At 60.3% G+C, this 17,605-nt stretch carries 13 protein-coding genes; 8 read left to right on the forward strand and 5 right to left on the reverse strand.

The window, feature by feature from the left end:
• Position 1: 1 nt before the first annotated feature.
• From ACX3P5_RS02010 to lplT, 6 genes are all read left to right on the forward strand, one after another.
• Entirely contained in the window at positions 2-1,237 is a 1,236-nt protein-coding gene (locus ACX3P5_RS02010; protein WP_458968213.1) for an efflux RND transporter periplasmic adaptor subunit, read from the forward strand.
• Positions 1,234-4,422 carry an efflux RND transporter permease subunit gene (locus ACX3P5_RS02015; protein WP_458968214.1) on the forward strand — a complete coding sequence of 1,063 codons (3,189 nt, stop codon included), beginning with the start codon at positions 1,234-1,236 and terminating at the stop codon, positions 4,420-4,422. The genes ACX3P5_RS02010 and ACX3P5_RS02015 overlap by 4 nt, the downstream gene beginning before the upstream one ends.
• A complete protein-coding gene (locus tag ACX3P5_RS02020) occupies positions 4,419-7,520 on the forward strand; it encodes a multidrug efflux RND transporter permease subunit (protein ID WP_336755924.1) in 3,102 nt (1,033 codons plus the stop codon). The genes ACX3P5_RS02015 and ACX3P5_RS02020 overlap by 4 nt, the downstream gene beginning before the upstream one ends.
• A 3-nt stretch (positions 7,521-7,523) precedes the next feature.
• Positions 7,524-8,912 (forward strand): efflux transporter outer membrane subunit, encoded by a 1,389-nt coding sequence (locus ACX3P5_RS02025; RefSeq protein ID WP_233985435.1) that lies wholly within the window; start codon positions 7,524-7,526, stop codon positions 8,910-8,912.
• 81 nt (positions 8,913-8,993) lie between these two features.
• Positions 8,994-11,144 carry a bifunctional acyl-ACP--phospholipid O-acyltransferase/long-chain-fatty-acid--ACP ligase gene (gene aas / locus ACX3P5_RS02030; RefSeq protein ID WP_458968215.1) on the forward strand — a complete coding sequence of 717 codons (2,151 nt, stop codon included), beginning with the start codon at positions 8,994-8,996 and terminating at the stop codon, positions 11,142-11,144.
• Complete coding sequence (gene lplT, locus ACX3P5_RS02035) at positions 11,141-12,331, forward strand: lysophospholipid transporter LplT (RefSeq protein ID WP_458968216.1); 1,191 nt, start codon at positions 11,141-11,143, stop codon at positions 12,329-12,331. The genes aas and lplT overlap by 4 nt, the downstream gene beginning before the upstream one ends.
• A 56-nt stretch (positions 12,332-12,387) precedes the next feature.
• On the opposite strand, the gene ridA is transcribed toward lplT, so the two are convergent.
• From ridA to argF, 4 genes are all read right to left on the reverse strand, one after another.
• Complete coding sequence (ridA, locus tag ACX3P5_RS02040) at positions 12,388-12,774, reverse strand: 2-iminobutanoate/2-iminopropanoate deaminase (protein WP_458968217.1); 387 nt, start codon at positions 12,772-12,774, stop codon at positions 12,388-12,390.
• A gap of 72 nt (positions 12,775-12,846) precedes the next feature.
• Positions 12,847-13,311, reverse strand: a complete 465-nt coding sequence (gene pyrI / locus ACX3P5_RS02045) for an aspartate carbamoyltransferase regulatory subunit (RefSeq protein ID WP_031375827.1) — start codon at positions 13,309-13,311, stop codon at positions 12,847-12,849.
• A 12-nt stretch (positions 13,312-13,323) separates the two neighbouring features.
• The gene (gene pyrB, locus ACX3P5_RS02050; RefSeq protein ID WP_233985431.1) at positions 13,324-14,259 is read right to left on the reverse strand and encodes an aspartate carbamoyltransferase; all 936 of its coding nucleotides are present in this window, start codon (positions 14,257-14,259) and stop codon (positions 13,324-13,326) included.
• A gap of 300 nt (positions 14,260-14,559) precedes the next feature.
• On the reverse strand, positions 14,560-15,567 hold the full coding sequence (gene argF, locus ACX3P5_RS02055) for an ornithine carbamoyltransferase (RefSeq protein WP_458968218.1): 1,008 nt from the start codon (positions 15,565-15,567) through the stop codon (positions 14,560-14,562).
• A gap of 160 nt (positions 15,568-15,727) precedes the next feature.
• Between argF and rraB the strand changes: the two genes are divergently transcribed.
• Complete coding sequence (gene rraB / locus ACX3P5_RS02060; protein WP_069728807.1) at positions 15,728-16,147, forward strand: ribonuclease E inhibitor RraB; 420 nt, start codon at positions 15,728-15,730, stop codon at positions 16,145-16,147.
• Positions 16,148-16,204: 57 nt separating this feature from the next.
• Positions 16,205-16,966 (forward strand): tRNA isopentenyl-2-thiomethyl-A-37 hydroxylase MiaE, encoded by a 762-nt coding sequence (gene miaE / locus ACX3P5_RS02065; protein ID WP_458968219.1) that lies wholly within the window; start codon positions 16,205-16,207, stop codon positions 16,964-16,966.
• A gap of 54 nt (positions 16,967-17,020) precedes the next feature.
• Here miaE and ACX3P5_RS02070 read toward each other — a convergent pair whose 3' ends face one another.
• Complete coding sequence (locus ACX3P5_RS02070) at positions 17,021-17,533, reverse strand: GNAT family N-acetyltransferase (RefSeq protein ID WP_458968220.1); 513 nt, start codon at positions 17,531-17,533, stop codon at positions 17,021-17,023.
• Positions 17,534-17,605: the final 72 nt, after the last annotated feature.

A 17,605-nucleotide genomic window follows, 5' to 3' on the forward strand; every position in this document is an offset into this window, starting at 1 on the left:
GATGATGACTCACCACTTACGCTCTGGGCGTTCCGGCTGGCTGAAATGGCTGCTTTTATTGATTGTGGCGGCGATTATCGCTGGCGTGGCCTGGCGTCTGTTGCCGATGGGTAAAGCACCGGGCGGAGCGATGCCACCAGGCGGGGCGATGATGCCACCGGGTGGTCGCGGTGCGCCCGGCAGGATGGGCGGCGGCGCGACGCTGGTACACAGCGGCGTGGCGACCCGCGCCGATGTGCCGGTCTGGCTGAATGCGCTGGGCACGGTGATCCCCAACGCCAGCGTAACGGTCACCAGCCGGGTCGATGGTCAACTGCAGCAGGTCTTCTTCACTGAAGGCCAGCAGGTCAGCGCCGGTCAGCTGCTGGCGCAGATCGATCCGCGCAGCTACCAGGCGACGCTGAATCAGGTTCAGGGCGAACTCAACCAGAACCAGGCGCTGCTGAAAAGCGCCGAACTGACGCTGGCACGCTACCGCAAGCTGGCGGCGCAGGATTCGCTGTCGCGTCAGGATCTGGATAGCCAGATCGCCACGGTAGGGCAGTATCGCGGCGCAGTGGCCGCCGATCAGGCGCAGATCGCCAGCGCCAGGCTGAGCATCGAATATGCGCGCATTACCGCGCCGATCAGCGGTCGGGTTGGCCTGCGTCAGGTCGATCCCGGCAACATGGTGCAGGCCTCCAGCAGCACTGGCCTGGTAACCATCACCCAGATGCAGCCCGCCGCGGTCACCTTCAGCGTGCCGCAGAGCGAAATCCCGACGCTGGTGAGCGCCCTGCATCAGGGCCAGAGCCTGCCCGCCACCCTGTTTGATCAGGATAACCAGCAGGTTCTTGGCAGCGGCGAGGTGAAATACATCAGCAACCAGATCGATACCGCCACCGGCAGCGTCGAACTGAAAGCGATTTTCGCCAACCAGGATGAGTCGCTGTTTGCCAACCAGTTCGTCAACCTGCGGCTGCAAACCCGGGTGCTGAAAGGGGTGACGGTGATCCCGGCCCAGGCGTTGCAGTTAAGCAGTGACGGCAGCTTTGTCTTTGTTATCAATCAGGACAACAGCGTCACGCGTAAACCGGTCACCACCGGTCCGGTGGTTGACGACGATCATCAGGCGGTCCTCAGCGGCGTCGCGCCGGGCGATCGGCTGGTCACCGAAGGCATCGATCGGCTAACCAACGGCAGCAAGGTCGCGCTGGCGGATGAGACGCCCGCACCGGCAAGCGCTGAGGCCAAATGAATCCGTCACGGCTGTTTATTCTGCGTCCGGTCGCCACCATCCTGCTGATGGTCGGCGTGCTGATTGCCGGCATTTTTGCCTATAAATTTCTCTCAACCTCGGCGCTGCCGCAGGTTGATTATCCGACCATTCAGGTCACCACGCTCTATCCCGGCGCCAGCCCGGATGTGATGGCGTCGTCAGTGACCGCGCCGCTGGAGCGGCAGCTGGGCCAGATGGCCGGGCTGAGTCAGATGACCTCCGCCAGCGCCAGCGGCTCGTCGGTGATTACGCTGAAATTCAGCCTCGAACTGTCGCTGGACGTCGCCGAGCAGGAGGTGCAGGCCGCGATCAACGCCGCAGACAGCCTGCTGCCTGACGATCTGCCCAATCCGCCGACCTATAAAAAGGTCAATCCGGCGGACAGCGCGGTGATTACGCTGGCGGCCACTTCCGATACGCTGCCGCTGACCCAGGTGCAGGATCTGGTGAATACCCGGGTGGCGCTCAAGCTGTCGCAGATTTCCGGCGTCGGGATGGTGACGCTGGCGGGCGGACATCAGCCGGCGATTCGGGTACAGATCAACCCTAAGGCGCTTGCTGCCCATAATCTGACGCTGGAAGCGGTCAATACGCTGATTGGCAACAGCAACGTCAACGGCTCTAAAGGCGGCTTTGACGGCAAATATCATTCGGTGACCATCGATGCCAACGATCAGCTGCGCACCGCCGCGGAGTACGGCAACCTGATCCTCAGCTATGAGAAGGGCGCGGCGCTGCGACTCAGGGATATCGCCCACATTGAGCAGGGCCCGGAAAACAGTTTCCAGTCGGCGTGGGCCAACAACCAGCCGGCGATTGTGATCAACGTGCAGCGCCAGCCCGGCGCCAACGTGATTCAGGTAGTGGACAACATCAAAGCGCAGCTGCCGGTGCTGCAGGCGGCGCTGCCGGATGGCGTGAAGATGACCATCCTCTCCGATCGCACCCAGACTATTCGCGCCTCGATCAGTGACGTGCAGTTTGAACTGATGCTGTCGATTGCGCTGGTGGTGATGGTGACCTTCCTGTTCCTGCGTAACGTGGCGGCGACGCTGATCCCCAGCGTGGCGGTGCCGCTGTCGCTGATTGGCACCTTTGGCGTGATGTATCTGGCGGGCTTCAGCCTCAATAACCTGTCGCTGATGGCGCTGACCATCGCCACCGGTTTTGTCATCGACGACGCGATTGTGGTGGTCGAGAACATCTCCCGGCGGCTGGAGCAGGGCGAAACCCCGCTGGAAGCGGCGCTGAAAGGATCACAGCAGATTGGTTTTACCATCATCTCGCTGACTTTTTCACTGATTGCGGTGCTGATCCCGCTGCTGTTCATGGGCGACGTGGTGGGGCGGCTGTTCCGTGAGTTTGCTATCACCCTGGCGGTAGCGATTCTGGTATCGATGGTGGTGTCGCTGACCCTGACGCCGATGCTGTGCGCTTATCTGCTGCGTCACATTCCGCCAGAACGGCAATCCACCTTTGCCCGCAAAGGCGGCGCGCTGTTCGATCGCCTGATTGGCGGCTATGACCGGCTGCTGACGGTGGTGCTGAACCACCAGAAACTGACGCTGCTGGTGGCGCTGGCGACGGTAGCCCTGACCGCGCTGCTCTATCTGGTGGTGCCGAAGGGCTTCTTCCCGACTCAGGATACCGGCCTGATTCAGGGTGTCACCGTCGCGTCGCAGGATGTTTCCTTCAGCACCATGGCGACCCGGCAGCAGGCGCTGTCGGCGCTGATCATGAAAAATCCGGCGGTAGAGAGCGTCTCCTCGACCATCGGCATTGACGGTACCAACAGCAGCCTCAACAGTGGCCGCCTGCAGATCAACCTCAAGCCGTTTGCCTCGCGTGACGTCAGGGCGGACGAAGTGATTAAGCAACTGCAGCAGGCCACCGCTGGCGTAACCGGCATTCAGCTCTATCTGCAACCGGCGCAGGATCTGACCGTTAACGACCAGGTCTCACCGAGCCAGTATCAGTTCACCCTTGACGACGCCGACAGCGAGAACCTGGTAAAATGGTCGCCTGCGCTGGTAGCGGCCCTGCAGCAGCGGCCGGAGTTCAACGGCGTGGTGAGCAACCTGCAGGATCAGGGGCGCGTCGCCTACGTGGAGCTGAACCGCGACAAGGCCGCCCGCTACGGCATCACGGCGGCGGATGTGGATACCGCGCTCTACAACGCTTTCGGTCAGCGGCTGGTGTCGACCATCTTCACCCAGTCGAATCAGTATCGGGTGGTGCTGGAAGTGGCACCTGCCTGGCAGCAGGGACCGGCGTCGTTTGATGATCTCTGGCTGCAACCCTCTGACAGCACGGAGAGCAGCACCTCCACCTCCAGCAGCACGACAACCGCAACGACCAGCACCTCAACCAGCAGCAGCACGGCCAGCAGCGGGATGGTAAAACTGACCTCGATTGCCACCATCCACCTGCGCACCGGTTCACTGATGCACATGCGGCTGAACCAGTTTCCGGCAGTGATGATCTCCTTCAACCTCAATCCCGGCTATTCGCTGGAGCAGGGACAGCAGGCGATCGCGGCGGTGCAGCAGCAGCTTGCTCTGCCGCAGAGCATTACCCTGCGCTATCAGGGTGAAACCTCAGCGTTCCAGAGCGCCACCAGCAACACCCTGTGGCTGATTCTGGCGGCGCTGATCACCATGTATGTGGTGCTCGGCATTCTGTATGAAAGTTTTATTCACCCGGTCACTATCCTCTCGACGCTGCCGTCGGCGGCAGTCGGGGCGCTGCTGACGCTGCTGCTGGCGGGCACCGAGTTCAGCCTGATTGCGCTGATCGGCGTCATCCTGCTGATCGGCATCGTCAAGAAGAACGCCATTATGATGATCGACTTCGCGCTGGAGGCGGAGCATCAGCAGCACCTCAGCCCGCGTGAGGCGATCCACCAGGCCTGTCTGCTGCGCTTCCGGCCGATTCTGATGACCACTATGGCGGCGCTGCTCGGTGCGCTGCCGCTGATGCTGGCGTCCGGCTCCGGCGCAGAGTTGCGTCAGCCGCTGGGGCTGGTGATTGTAGGCGGGCTGATTGTCAGTCAGGTGCTGACGCTGTTCTCCACGCCGGTGATCTACCTGTGGTTTGATGGGCTGGCGCAGCGCGGTAATCGCTGGGTGAAACGCCGTCAGCAGCAGGCGCGGAGCGCACAATGAATCTGACCCGGCTGTTTATCTTTCGTCCGGTGGCGACGCTGCTGCTGACGCTGGCGATTCTGCTGCTCGGTATACTCGGCTATCGGCTGCTGCCGGTCGCGCCGCTGCCGCAGGTTGATTTCCCGACCATCATGGTCAGCGCCAGCCTGGCAGGCGCCAGCCCGGAAACCATGGCGGCGACCGTCGCCACGCCGCTGGAGCGTTCACTCGGGCAGATTGCCGGTATCACTGAGATGACCTCCAGCAGCTCGCAGGGCTCCAGCAGCATCATTCTGCAGTTTGAGCTGGACCGCGATATCAACGGCGCGGCGCGTGACGTGCAGGCGGCGATCAACGCGGCGCGCAGCCTGCTGCCGAGCGCGATGGCGTCGCTGCCCACCTACCGTAAAGCCAACCCGTCAGACGCGCCGATCGTGATGCTGGCGCTGACTTCCGCCACCCGCACGCCCGGCGAGCTCTACGATCTGGCCGAGAGCAAAATCGAACAGGCGATGGGACAGGTCAACGGCGTCGGCGAAGTCTCACTGATGGGCAGCGCCTTACCGGCGGTACGGATCGATCTGCAACCGCTGAAGCTGACCCATTACGGCATCTCGCTGGATACGGTGCGCAGCGCGGTGGCCAACAGCACCACCAATCTTCCCAAAGGGATCTTACAGGGCAGCGGGCAGTCATGGCTGGTCGACAGCAACGGCCAGCTGGAGAAGGCGGCCAGCTACCGCGATCTGATCGTCAGCTATCAGCAGGGCAAAGCGGTGCGGCTGCATGATGTCGCCACGGTCTATGACTCGGTGGAAGATCGCTATCAGGCCGGTTTTCTCAATGCCACGCCTTCGGTGATGATCGGCATCAAGCGCCAGGCGGGCGCCAATATGCTCGACACCATCGACGCCATTAAAGCGCAGCTACCGCAGCTGGAAAAAGATCTGCCAGCGGATACCCGGTTACAGATCGTGGTAGACCGCTCGCCTGGCGTGCGCGCCTCGCTGTATGACACCGAAGAGACGCTGCTGATCGCGGTACTGCTGGTGATCGCGGTGGTGTTTGTCTTCCTGCGTAATCTGCAGGCGGTGATCATTCCGGCGCTGGCACTGCCGGTGTCGCTGATCGGCACCTGCGCGGTGATGTATCTGCTCGGCTACAGCCTGGATAACCTGTCGCTGATGGCGCTGATTATCGCCACCGGCTTTGTGGTTGATGATGCGATTGTGGTGCTGGAGAACATTACCCGCCACATTGAGCGCGGGCTGAGTCCGCTGCGGGCGGCGCTGCGCGGGGCGCAGGAGGTCAGTTTCACCGTGCTGTCGATGACCGTGTCGCTGATCGCGGTGTTCATTCCGATCCTGCTGATGGGCAGCATCGTCGGGCGGCTGTTCCGCGAATTCGCGGTGACGCTCACCGTCTCGCTGCTGATTTCGCTGTTTGTCTCTCTCAGCCTGACGCCGATGCTCTGTGCGCGGCTGCTGAAACCGAAACCGCCGGTCAGCCAGCGGCCGCACCCGCTCTACCAGGCGATTGAGAACCTGCTGAATCGGCTGCTGGCGGCCTATTCGCGCGGGCTGGAGTGGGTGATGCGCCATCAGAAACTCACGCTGCTCAGCCTGCTGCTGACGGTGCTGCTCAACCTGTTTCTCTATTCGGTGGTGCAGAAGGGCTTCTTCCCGAATCAGGATACCGGGCTGCTGATGGGGGCGTTACGCGCTGACCAGAACATCTCATTCCAGGCGATGAAGCCGAAGATGCTGATGTTCACCAAAATCATCGAGTCCGATCCGGCGGTAGAGAGCGTGATGTCGTCGATGGGCAGTGGGATGTTCGGCGCACGCAACAGCGCCAACTTCTTTGTCCGGCTGAAAGATTTCGATCAGCGTGACGCCACCGCTACCGAAGTGGCCAACCGGCTGAGCCGCAAAACCAGCCAGATCCCCGGCGCGCAGATGTTCCTGATGGCGGCGCAGGATTTGCACATAGGCGGACGCAGCGCCAATGCCACCTACCAGTACAGCTTACAGGCTGACGATCTCGATCTGCTGCGCAGCTGGACGCCGAAAGTACAGGCGGCGCTGGCAGCGATCCCGCAGCTCAACAGCGTCGACTCCGATTCACAGACCGGTGGCCAGGAAGTTGAGCTGACCATCGATCGTGACCGCGCTACCCGGCTTGGGGTCAACGTGCAGATGCTGGATACCTTGCTGAATAACGCCTTCAGCCAGCGGCAGATCGCCACGCTTTATCACACCCTGAATCAGTATCACGTAGTGATGTCGCTACAGGATAGCGACACCGCCAATCCGTCGATGCTGCAACAGCTGTATGTGATTAACGACAGCGGCGATCGGGTTCCGCTGTCGGCCTTTACCCGCTTCAGCGGCGGCAACGCGCCGCTGGCCGTCACCCATCAGGGCCAGTCCGCCACCAGCACCGTGGCGTTTAACCTCAATGATGGCGTCTCGCTGGAGCAGGCGCAGGTCCTGATCAAGCAGGCGATGGCGAAGCTGGGCCTGCCCGCCACCATCCAGGCCGGTTTTGCCGGGACGGCGGCGGCCTTTTCTCAGCTCACTGCCACGATGCCGTGGCTGATTCTGGCGGCGCTGGCGGCGGTCTATATCGTGCTCGGCGTACTGTATGAGAGCTATATCCATCCGCTGACCATTCTGTCGACGCTGCCGTCGGCGGGCGTCGGTGCGCTGCTACTGCTGCTGCTGACCAACACCCAGCTGACGGTGATCGCGCTGATTGGCATCATCCTGCTGATCGGCATTGTGAAAAAGAACGCCATCATGATGATCGACTTCGCCATCAGCGCCGAAAGAGAGCAGGGCATGACGCCGCAACAGGCGATTACCCAGGCCTGCCTGATGCGCTTCCGGCCGATCATGATGACCACGCTGGCGGCCTTTTTTGGTGCGCTTCCATTGGCGCTGGGCAGCGGCGGCGATGCCGATCTGCGCAGTCCGCTCGGTATCGCCATCGCCGGTGGTCTGGCGCTCAGCCAGCTGCTGACCCTGTTCACCACCCCGGTTATTTATCTGTGGCTCGATCGTCTGAGCCGTGCCACTCAACGTCAATGGCGTCGACTGCGCCATGCGGAATCCTGATTGATGAAACCCGTTATCCCGCTTGTTCTGATGCTGCTGCTGAGCGGCTGTACTGTTGGTCCCGACTACCAGCGCCCCGCGATGGCGATGCCGGTTCACTATAAAGAGGCCAAAGGCTGGCAGCCCGCGACGCCACTGGATCAGCAGAACAAAGGCGAATGGTGGGCGGTCTATCACGACGCCACCCTGAGCGGGTTGCTTAGCCAGGTGAGCATCTCGAACCAGAACGTCGCGAATTATGCGGCGCAGTACCGTCAGGCGCAGGCGCTGGCGAGTGAGTCACGCGCCGCGCTGTTTCCGTCACTGGGCTATGACAGCAGCGTGACGCGCAGCGGCAGCCACGCCACCACCGGCAGCAGCCGCACCACCAGCAGCAGCCATCAGGCGGAACTCAGCGCCAGCTGGGAGCTGGATCTGTGGGGCAAACTGCGGCGGACGCTGGAAGAGAACCGCGCCAGCGCAGCGGCCAGCGCCGCAGAACTGGCTAATATCACCCTGAGCGCGCAGTCTGAACTGGCGCAGGACTATTTCCAGCTGCGCTTTATGGACCAGAAAATTGCGCTCTATCAGCAGAGCGTGGCGGCCTATCAGCGCTACCTGAAGGTGATCACTAACCAGTATCAGGCTGGCACCGCGTCACTCGCCACCCAGGCGCAGGCGCAGATGCAGCTGGAGAGTGCCAGCGCCTCGGCGCAGGATTACCAGTGGCAGCGCGCCCAGATGGAGCACGCCATCGCGCTGCTGGTCGGCAAAGCGCCCGCCGACTTCAGCCTGCCCGCCGCGCCGCTGAATGCCACGCTGCCCGCCATACCTGCCAGCCTGCCGGGGCAGCTGTTGCAGCGCCGTCCCGATATCGCCTATGCCGAACGTAACATGGCAGCGGCAAACGCTGCGGTGGGCGTGGCGGTGGCCGGTTACTATCCCGATCTCACTCTGAGCGCCAGCGGCGGCGTCAGTTCATCGGCGCTGCATTCGCTGTTCGCATTGCCGAACCGCGTCTGGTCGCTGGGGCCGGAGTTGAGCGGCACGCTGCTCGACTTTGGTGCCACCTCAGCGCAGGTCGATCAGGCACGCGCCAGCTGGGATGCCAGCGTTGCCAGCTATCGTCAGACGGTATTAGCCGCGTTGCAGGAGGTGGAAGATCAGCTGGTGGAACTCAATACCCTGCAGGGCGAGATAGCGGCCCAGCAGCGCGCAGCCGTGGCGGCGCAGACCTCGGCGCGGGTGACGCGCAATCAGTATCAGGCCGGGATGATCGACTACCTCGATGTAGCAACCACCGAAAACAGCAGCCTGAGCGAACAACAGAGTTTACTGACGCTGCAAAGCACCCAGTGGGTCAGCAGCGTGGCGCTGATTGCCGCGCTGGGCGGCGGCTGGCAGGCACCCTGAGCGTAGTGGATAATTCTGTTGTCGAACTGCGTCAAATCCTGCATCGTGAGGGGCTATTTTTCACGATGCTAAGGAGCGGGCATGGTATTCACACTATTGCGTCTGGTATTCCGCCTGTTATGGCGGGTCGAACTGCGCGGCGACGTCGCCGAACTGCATAAGCAGAAGGTACTGATCACGCCGAACCATATGTCGTTTCTCGACGGCATATTGCTGGCGCTATTTTTGCCGATTAAGCCGGTCTACGCGGTCTATTCGACCATCAGCGAAAGCTGGTTTATGCGGCTGGTTAAACCCTTTATCGACTATGTGCCGCTCGATCCCACCAAGCCGATGGCGCTGAAACAGCTGGTGCGGCTGATCGACAGCGGCCGTCCGGTGGTGATCTTCCCGGAGGGACGGATCACCGTCACCGGATCGCTGATGAAAATCTACAGCGGCGCCGGTTTCGTCGCGGCGCGATCTGGCGCGAACGTGGTGCCAATGCGGATAGAAGGGGCGGAGTTCACGCCGTTTGGCCGGCTGGCGGGCGTATTCAAACGCCGTCTGTTTCCGCGCATCACTCTCAGCATTCTGCCCGCGACCCGCATCCCGATGCCGGAAGCGAAACGCGCCCGCGATCGCCGACTGCTGGCGGGCGAACATCTGCATCATGTGATGATGGAAGCCCGCATGGCGGTGCGCCCGCGTGAAACTTTGTTTGATGCTTTTCTCGCGGCCCGTTCACGCTACGGTGCCTTTAAGCGCTGCATTGAAGATGTCAATTTCAAGCCCGACAGCTACAACGGCCTGCTGAAAAAATCGCTCGGCGTGGGCCGCATCCTCGAACGTTACAGCCAGCCGCGCGAAGTGGTCGGTCTGCTGCTGCCCAACACTACCGTCACGGCGGCGGCAATTCTCGGCGCATCACTGCGCGGACGGGTTCCGGCGATGCTGAACTACACCGCGGGCGTCAACGGTATGCGGGCGGCACTGACCGCGGCGCAGATCAAAACGGTCTTCACGTCGCGGCAGTTCCTCGACAAAGGCAACCTATGGCATCTGCCGCAGGGGCTCGATGATGTGCAGTGGATCTATCTGGAAGATCTGAAAGATACCGTTACCAGTAAGGACAAACTGTGGATCGTCGCCCATCTGCTGATGCCGCATCGCGCCCAGCTGCCGCAGCAGCCGGAAGATGCGGCAATGGTGCTGTTCACCTCGGGCTCGGAAGGCCATCCCAAAGGGGTGGTGCATTCGCATAAAAGCCTGCTGGCGAATGTCGAACAGATCCGCACCATCGCTGACTTCACCCCGCGTGACCGCTTTATGTCGGCGCTGCCGCTGTTCCACGCCTTTGGTCTGACCGTTGGCCTGTTTACGCCGCTGATGACCGGCGCGCAGGTGTTCCTCTATCCCAGCCCGCTGCACTACCGCATCGTGCCGGAGCTGGTCTACGACCGAAACTGCACCGTGCTGTTTGGCACCTCAACCTTCCTCGGTAACTACGCGCGCTTTGCCGCGCCCTATGATTTTGCCCGCCTGCGCTATGTGGTGGCCGGGGCTGAGAAGCTGCAGGAAAACACCCGCCAGATCTACATGGAAAAATATGGTATTCGCATCCTCGAAGGCTACGGCGTAACCGAATGCGCGCCGGTGGTGGCGATTAACGTGCCGATGGCGGCGAAGGCGCACACCGTGGGACGCATTCTGCCGGGGATGGATTCGCGACTGATGTCAGTGCCGGGCATTGAGCAGGGCGGACGGCTGCAGCTGCGCGGCCCGAACGTGATGAAAGGCTATCTGCGGGTCGAGAATCCCGGCGTGCTGGAAGTGCCGGTCGCCGATGATGGCGAAGGCAATCAGGAAGCGGGCTGGTATGACACGGGTGATATCGTCAGCTTTGATGACGGCGGTTTCTGCCAGATTCAGGGGCGCGCCAAACGCTTCGCGAAGATTGCCGGTGAGATGGTGTCGCTGGAGATCGTCGAGCAGATCGCCCTGAAAGCGTCGCCGGACAAACAGCATGCCGCCTCACTGCGGCCGGATGGTCAGCGCGGCGAAGCGCTGGTGCTGTTCACCACCGACGGCGAACTGGCGCGTGACGGCCTGCAGAAAGCCGCCCGTGAGCTGGGCGCGCCGGAGCTGGCGCTGCCGCGCGATATCCGGGTGATGAAACAGCTGCCGCAGCTCGGCAGCGGTAAACCGGATTATGTGATGCTGAAAAAGCTGGCTGAAGAGGAGCAGGCATGAACATCGAACGGGATGCGCCGCTGATGTCACGCGGCATGATTGCCGTGATTATCGCCCAGTTCTTTTCGGCCTTCGGCGATAACGCGCTACTGTTTGCTACGCTGGCGGTGCTGAAAAGCCAGTTCTATCCCGACTGGAGCCAGCCGGTGTTGCAGATGCTGTTTGTCGCCACCTACATTCTGCTGGCGCCGTTTGTCGGGCAGATGGCCGACAGCATGGCGAAAGGGCGGGTGATGATGATCGCCAACAGCCTGAAGCTGCTGGGCGCACTGGCGATCTGTTTCGGCTTCAACCCGTTCCTCGGCTATACCCTGGTGGGAATAGGTGCTGCGGCCTACTCACCGGCCAAATATGGCATCCTCGGTGAAATCACCCACGGCGAAAAGCTGGTGAAAGCCAACGGGCTGATGGAAGGGTCGACCATCGCCGCGATCCTGCTCGGCTCAGTAGCGGGCGGGATGCTGGCGGACTGGCATCTGCTGGCGGCGCTCGGCATCTGCGCGGTCACCTACGGCGTCGCGGTTATCGCGAACCTGTTTATCCCGAAACTGCAGGCGGCGCGTCCGGGGCAAAGCTGGCAGATCGCCGCCATGCTGCGCAGTTTCTTCCGGGCGGCGGCGGTGCTCTGGCATGATGCCGAAACGCGTTTCTCGCTGCTCGGCACCAGCCTGTTCTGGGGCGCGGGCGTGACGCTGCGTTTCCTGCTGGTACTCTGGGTGCCGGTGGCGCTGGGCATTCATGACAACACCACGCCAACCACCCTCAATGCGATGGTGGCGATGGGTATCGTGCTGGGTGCGGCGGCAGCGGCGAAGCTGGTGACGCTGGAAACGGTGCGTCGCTGTATGCCGGCCGGGGTGCTGATTGGCGTAATGGTGGTGGTCTTCTCACTGCAGCATTCGCTGCTGAATGCCTATTTGCTGCTGATGGTAATTGGCGCGCTGGGGGGCTTCTTTGTGGTGCCGCTGAATGCGCTGTTGCAGGCGCGCGGTAAAGAGAGCGTCGGCTCGGGCAATGCGATTGCGGTGCAGAATCTCGGTGAGAACAGCGCGATGCTGCTGATGCTGGGGTTCTATACGCTGGCGATTAAAGCCGGTGCGCCAGCGGTCGCTACCGGCATCGGGTTTGGCGTGCTGTTTGCGCTGGCCATCGCCCTGCTGTGGCTGTGGCGACCGGCTAAACGCTAAGGCTGGCCGCCTGCTGCCAGCGTCAGGCAGCGAGGCGGCTACGCATCCGTCGTAACTCAGCGACGAATGGCAATCGCCTCAATTTCAATCTTCACATCTTTTGGCAGGCGCGCCACTTCAACACAGGAACGGGCCGGGAATGCCGCCTGATGCTCGGTGAAGAATGCCTCATAGGCTGCATTCACCGTGGCGAAATCGTTCAGATCCTTAACGAATACCGTGGTTTTCACGATATCGCCGACCTTCAGGCCAGCCGCTTCCACAATCGCCTTCACGTTTTCCAGCGACTGACGCGCCTGGGCGGTCACGTCATCGGCGACCATGCCGGTGGCCGGATCAACCGGGATCTGACCGGAGGTGATGATCATGCTGCCGAGATCGACGCCCTGAACATAGGGGCCGATGGCGGCAGGGGCTTTTTCAGTACTGATTTCACGAGACATTATTGCTCCTTGAATAAGGCAGTAGGGCGGTGAGCCCGCCGGTGCTGACCATTATAGGGTCGGCCGGAACGATTACCAGTGACCCAACACCACATGGCGCGCGAACTCTTTTTCACAATATTTGCACTTCAGATGAACATCATCGGCGCGCTGCTTTACCGCAAAACTGGAGAAGACCGGTTCGCTGCGGCTGATGCAGTTGCTGTTCGGGCAGGTCAGCACCCGCTCAACGTGCTCCGGCAGCGTCGGGGCGATCTTCGCCACCACTTCGTAATCGTCGATGCGGTTGACCGTAGCATGGGGCGCATAGACCGCCAGTTGGTTGACCTGGTCGTCGGTCAGAAAGGTGTTTTCAATCTTGATCAGATCTTTGCGGCCCATCTCGCCTGACGGCAGATTCAGGCCGATGGTGATGCGCTGATCGGTCTCGGTCAGACGGAACAGGGAGAGCAGTTTGAATCCGACCTGGGCCGGGATATGGTCGATTACCGTGCCGCGCTTGATCGCTTCGACCTGCAATTTGTTGTCGTGTGTCATCTGAGGATCTCCTTACAGGGCGGGTTCGCTGTTTAATACCAGCGCCAGCAGAGCCTGACGCGCGTAGATGCCGTTTCCGGCCTGCTGGAAGTACCAGGCGTAGGGGGTTTTATCGACATCGGTGGTGATTTCGTCGATGCGCGGCAGCGGATGCAGCACCTTCATGTTGTCACGCGCCGTCGCCAGATCGGCGGCCCGCAGAATGAACTGCGCTTTGACGTTGGCATACTCCGACGGATCGAGCCGCTCTTTCTGTACCCGCGTCATGTAGAGGATATCGAGCTGCGGCATCACCTCTTCAAAGCTGTCATGCCGTGACCAGGCGATGTTTTTCTCATCCAGCATATCGGTGATGTAAGCCGGCATCGCCAGCGCATCGGGGGCGATAAAGAAGAAGCGGTTGCCATCAAACTTCGCCAGCGCCTGTGTCAGGGAGTGCACGGTGCGGCCATATTTCAGGTCGCCGACCATCGCCACATTGAGCTGGTTCAGGCGACTCTGGGTCTCCTGAATGGTGAAGAGATCGAGCAGCGTCTGGGTCGGATGCTGGTTGGCTCCGTCACCGGCGTTGAGAATCGGGATGCCGCCAGAGAACTCCGTTGCCAGCCGCGCCGCGCCCTCCTGCGGATGACGCATCACAATCGCATCAACATAGGTGCTGATCACGGAGATGGTGTCGGCCAGGGTTTCGCCTTTCTTGCCCAGCGAGGTATTGCTGCCGTCGGCAAAACCCACAACCGATGCGCCGAGACGATGAATCGCCGTCTCAAACGACAACCGGGTGCGGGTCGAGGCTTCAAAAAAGCAGCTGGCGATCACGTTATGCTTCAGCAGCTCCGGCTGCGGGTGCGCTTTGAGCTGTGCAGCGGTATGCAGCACCAGTTCCAGCTCGTCACGGCTGAGGTCGTTGATCGAAATAATGTGCTTGCGATATAGCGGGTTAGCCATAGCTTTCTCCTCTGCGCGGCCGGATTGCGGACAAAAAAAAGCCCCTGATTAAGGGGCTTTTTTAAGATCGGGTCGATGACCGAAAGAAACAGCGGCGCCGCCTGCGGTCAGGCGTGATTGAGCGTCAAATTGTCCGCTGCGCTGTAGCATATTTCCTCCGGCAAATTGTGGCGCATTATACCCATTCGCTGCCGGGCAGCAAGGGAAAATCGTGCGCGAGGAAACCGTTTGCGCTGGCCCTGAAGCAGGGCGATTGGGCTGCCGTGCCTGGCTGGTACAGGCAGACGCCGGGAATCTGCATCAGCGTTGACCCAGCGTCGCCACCATCACCGCTTTGATGGTGTGCATCCGGTTTTCCGCCTGATCGAACACGATGCTGTGCGGGGACTCAAATACCTCATTGCTCACTTCCATGCCGTTCGGCAGATCGTACTGTTCCGCCATCTGCCGGCCCAGCGTGGTCTGATCGTCATGGAAAGCGGGCAGACAGTGCAGGAATTTCACCTGCGGATTGCCGGTCAGATCGAGCATCGCCCGGTTAACCTGATAGTCACGCAGCAGGGCGATACGCTCTTCCCACACCGCTTTGGCTTCGCCCATCGACACCCAGACGTCGGTGTAGATAAAGTCTGCACCTTTGACGCCGTCAGCAATGTTATCGGTGAGAGTAATTTTGCCGCCGGTCTGCTGTGCCACGTCGCGACACTGCTCCACCAGCTGCGCCTCTGGCCAGCAGCTCTGCGGTGCCACCAGACGCAGATCCAGCCCGACCAGCGCCGCCGCTTCCAGCATGGTGTTGCCCATGTTATTGCGGGCATCGCCGACGTAAACCAGCGTCATCTGGCTGAGCGTTTTGCCTGGCAGATGCTCCTGCATGGTCAGCAGATCGGCCAGCAACTGTGTCGGATGAAACTCCGTGGTCAGTCCATTCCACACCGGCACGCCAGCGTGCTCCGCCAGGGTTTCCACCAGCTCCTGGCCGTAACCGCGATACTGGATACCGTCATACATCCGGCCCAGTACCCGCGCGGTGTCGCGCATCGACTCTTTATGCCCGATCTGGCTGCCGCTCGGACCGAGATAAGTGACGTTAGCACCCTGATCGTAAGCGGCAACTTCGAAAGAGCATCGGGTACGGGTCGAGTCTTTTTCGAAGATGAGCGCGATGTTTTTGCCTTTCAGGGTCGGGACTTCACTGCCACTTTTTTTCGCGCGTTTTAATTCCGCAGCAAGGGTAAGCAGGTGATTAATTTCGGCCGGGGTAAAATCCAGTAGCCTGAGGAAATGGCGCTGATACAGCTGACTCATACAACACTCCGGTAACCATAAAAATGAATTAAAATTCAATCTAACCGTATGAATATGCATTTTCAACCCCGGCGAGAATAAACTTTTCGTTTTGTGTAGTGGCGCGACAGGCAGTGTGGGAAAATAATTGTTTATTGCCGAACTCAGAGAGGACATCGTTATGGCATATGAAGCATTATTGGAAGAGCAGCGTGAAGAGACGCGCCTGATCATTGAAGAGCTGCTGGAGGATGGCAGCGATCCCGATGCGCTTTATACCATCGAGCATCATCTCTCGTGCAACAACTTCGATTCACTGGAAAAGGCCGCAGTTGACGCCTTCAAGCTGGGTTATGAAGTGACCGAGCCGGAAGAGCTGGAGCTGGAAGATGGGACGACCGTGATGTGCGTTGACATCATCAGTGAATCGGCGCTGAAGCCAGAGCTGATTGATGTGCAGGTTGAGCAACTGGTGAACCTGATCGGTAAATACAATGTCGACTACGACGGCTGGGGCACCTACTTCGAAGACCCGGACGCCGAAGATGAAGATGACGAAGACGCCATCGACGATGAAGATGATAATGGCATTCGCCACTAAGTCGCGCAGGGCGGGGAATTCTCCGCCTCTCTTCTTTTCCAGCCCTGTTTTAACACCATGAACTACGCACCCTTACTTGAACCCATTTATCAGTTTCTGCACTGCCGCACGCCACAAGCCTGGATTGATGAGGCGCGTAAACCGGAAAATCTGACCCTGCTGTTAACCGACCATCTGGTGTGCGAACTGAAAGCCGCGCAGACCGCGGTCTGGCTGATCCGTAAATATGTGGCTGACAAACCCAGCGGTGAGGCGATCCTCGGCTGGCTGAAACCGTACGAAGATTTTATCTTCCGCGAAGATGGCGACAGCGACTTTATCAATGCCCATAAAAATCTCACCAAACGCATCATCGTCCGCAATGAACTGCCGTGGGCGGATGAGCTGGTGGAAAAGATGGTGCTGCTGATTAAAGAAGAGCTGCATCACTTCTATCAGGTATGGGAAATTATGCAGTCGCGCGGATTGGTCTATCAGAAGATAACCTCCAGCCGCTATGCGAAGTCCCTGCTGCGTGAAGTGACAACCCATGAGCCGGAGACGCTGGTGGATAAGCTGATTTGCGGTGCTTACATTGAAGCGCGATCCTGCGAGCGGTTTGCGGCGCTGGCGCCGTGGCTGGATGGCGAGCTAGAGAAGTTTTATATCTCACTGCTGCGCTCAGAAGCGCGCCACTATCAGGACTATTTAACCCTGGCGGCGCAGATCTCAGCGAAAGATATCGCGCCACGGGTACGGGCGATTGGCGAAACCGAAGCGCGATTGATCAGCGAGCCGGACGGCGAATTACGTTTTCACAGTGGCGTACCGGCTTTCTGAACCGCAGCGTTACAGCTAAAGAGACTGGGCTGACGGTGCAGTGGCCCGCAGCGGTTACAGGTTTTTCAGCATTCGCACTTCACAGTCAACGTGACCGGTACAGCCCATGGCGCTGTCGATATGCTCAAAGCCCAGCGATTCATACAGCTTAATTGCTCTGGTCAGGCTGGCCGTGGTTTCGAGGTAGCAGCGACGAAAACCGTGCTGACGGGCATGATCCAGCGCCCGCAGCGCCAGCTCGCGCGCCAGTCCCTGACCGCGTACCGCAGGCAGGAAATACATCTTCTGCAGTTCGCAGATATCGGGCGCGCTGCAGGCCAGTGGCGCTACGCCGCCGCCGCCGACCACCTTGCCGTCAGCCTCAATAATCCAGTAGGCGCTCTGTTCGGCGCTGTACAACTCAAACAGGTGGTCAAGTTGCGGATCGGATACGGTGTATCCCTTATCCGCCGTCAGGCCGAACTCCGCTGAAACGTCGCGGATTACCTGGGCAATATGCGGATTGTCGGCGGCAGTAATCGGCCGCACTTTAAAATCAAAGCGCGTGGTGGTGGATGTCGTCATCATCTCTTCCGGATTTGTACGAGGTCAATAAAAAAGCCGGGCAAGCCCGGCTTTATGAATAAGCTGTCAGCTACG

Source organism: Pantoea sp. S-LA4 (assembly GCF_054482835.1).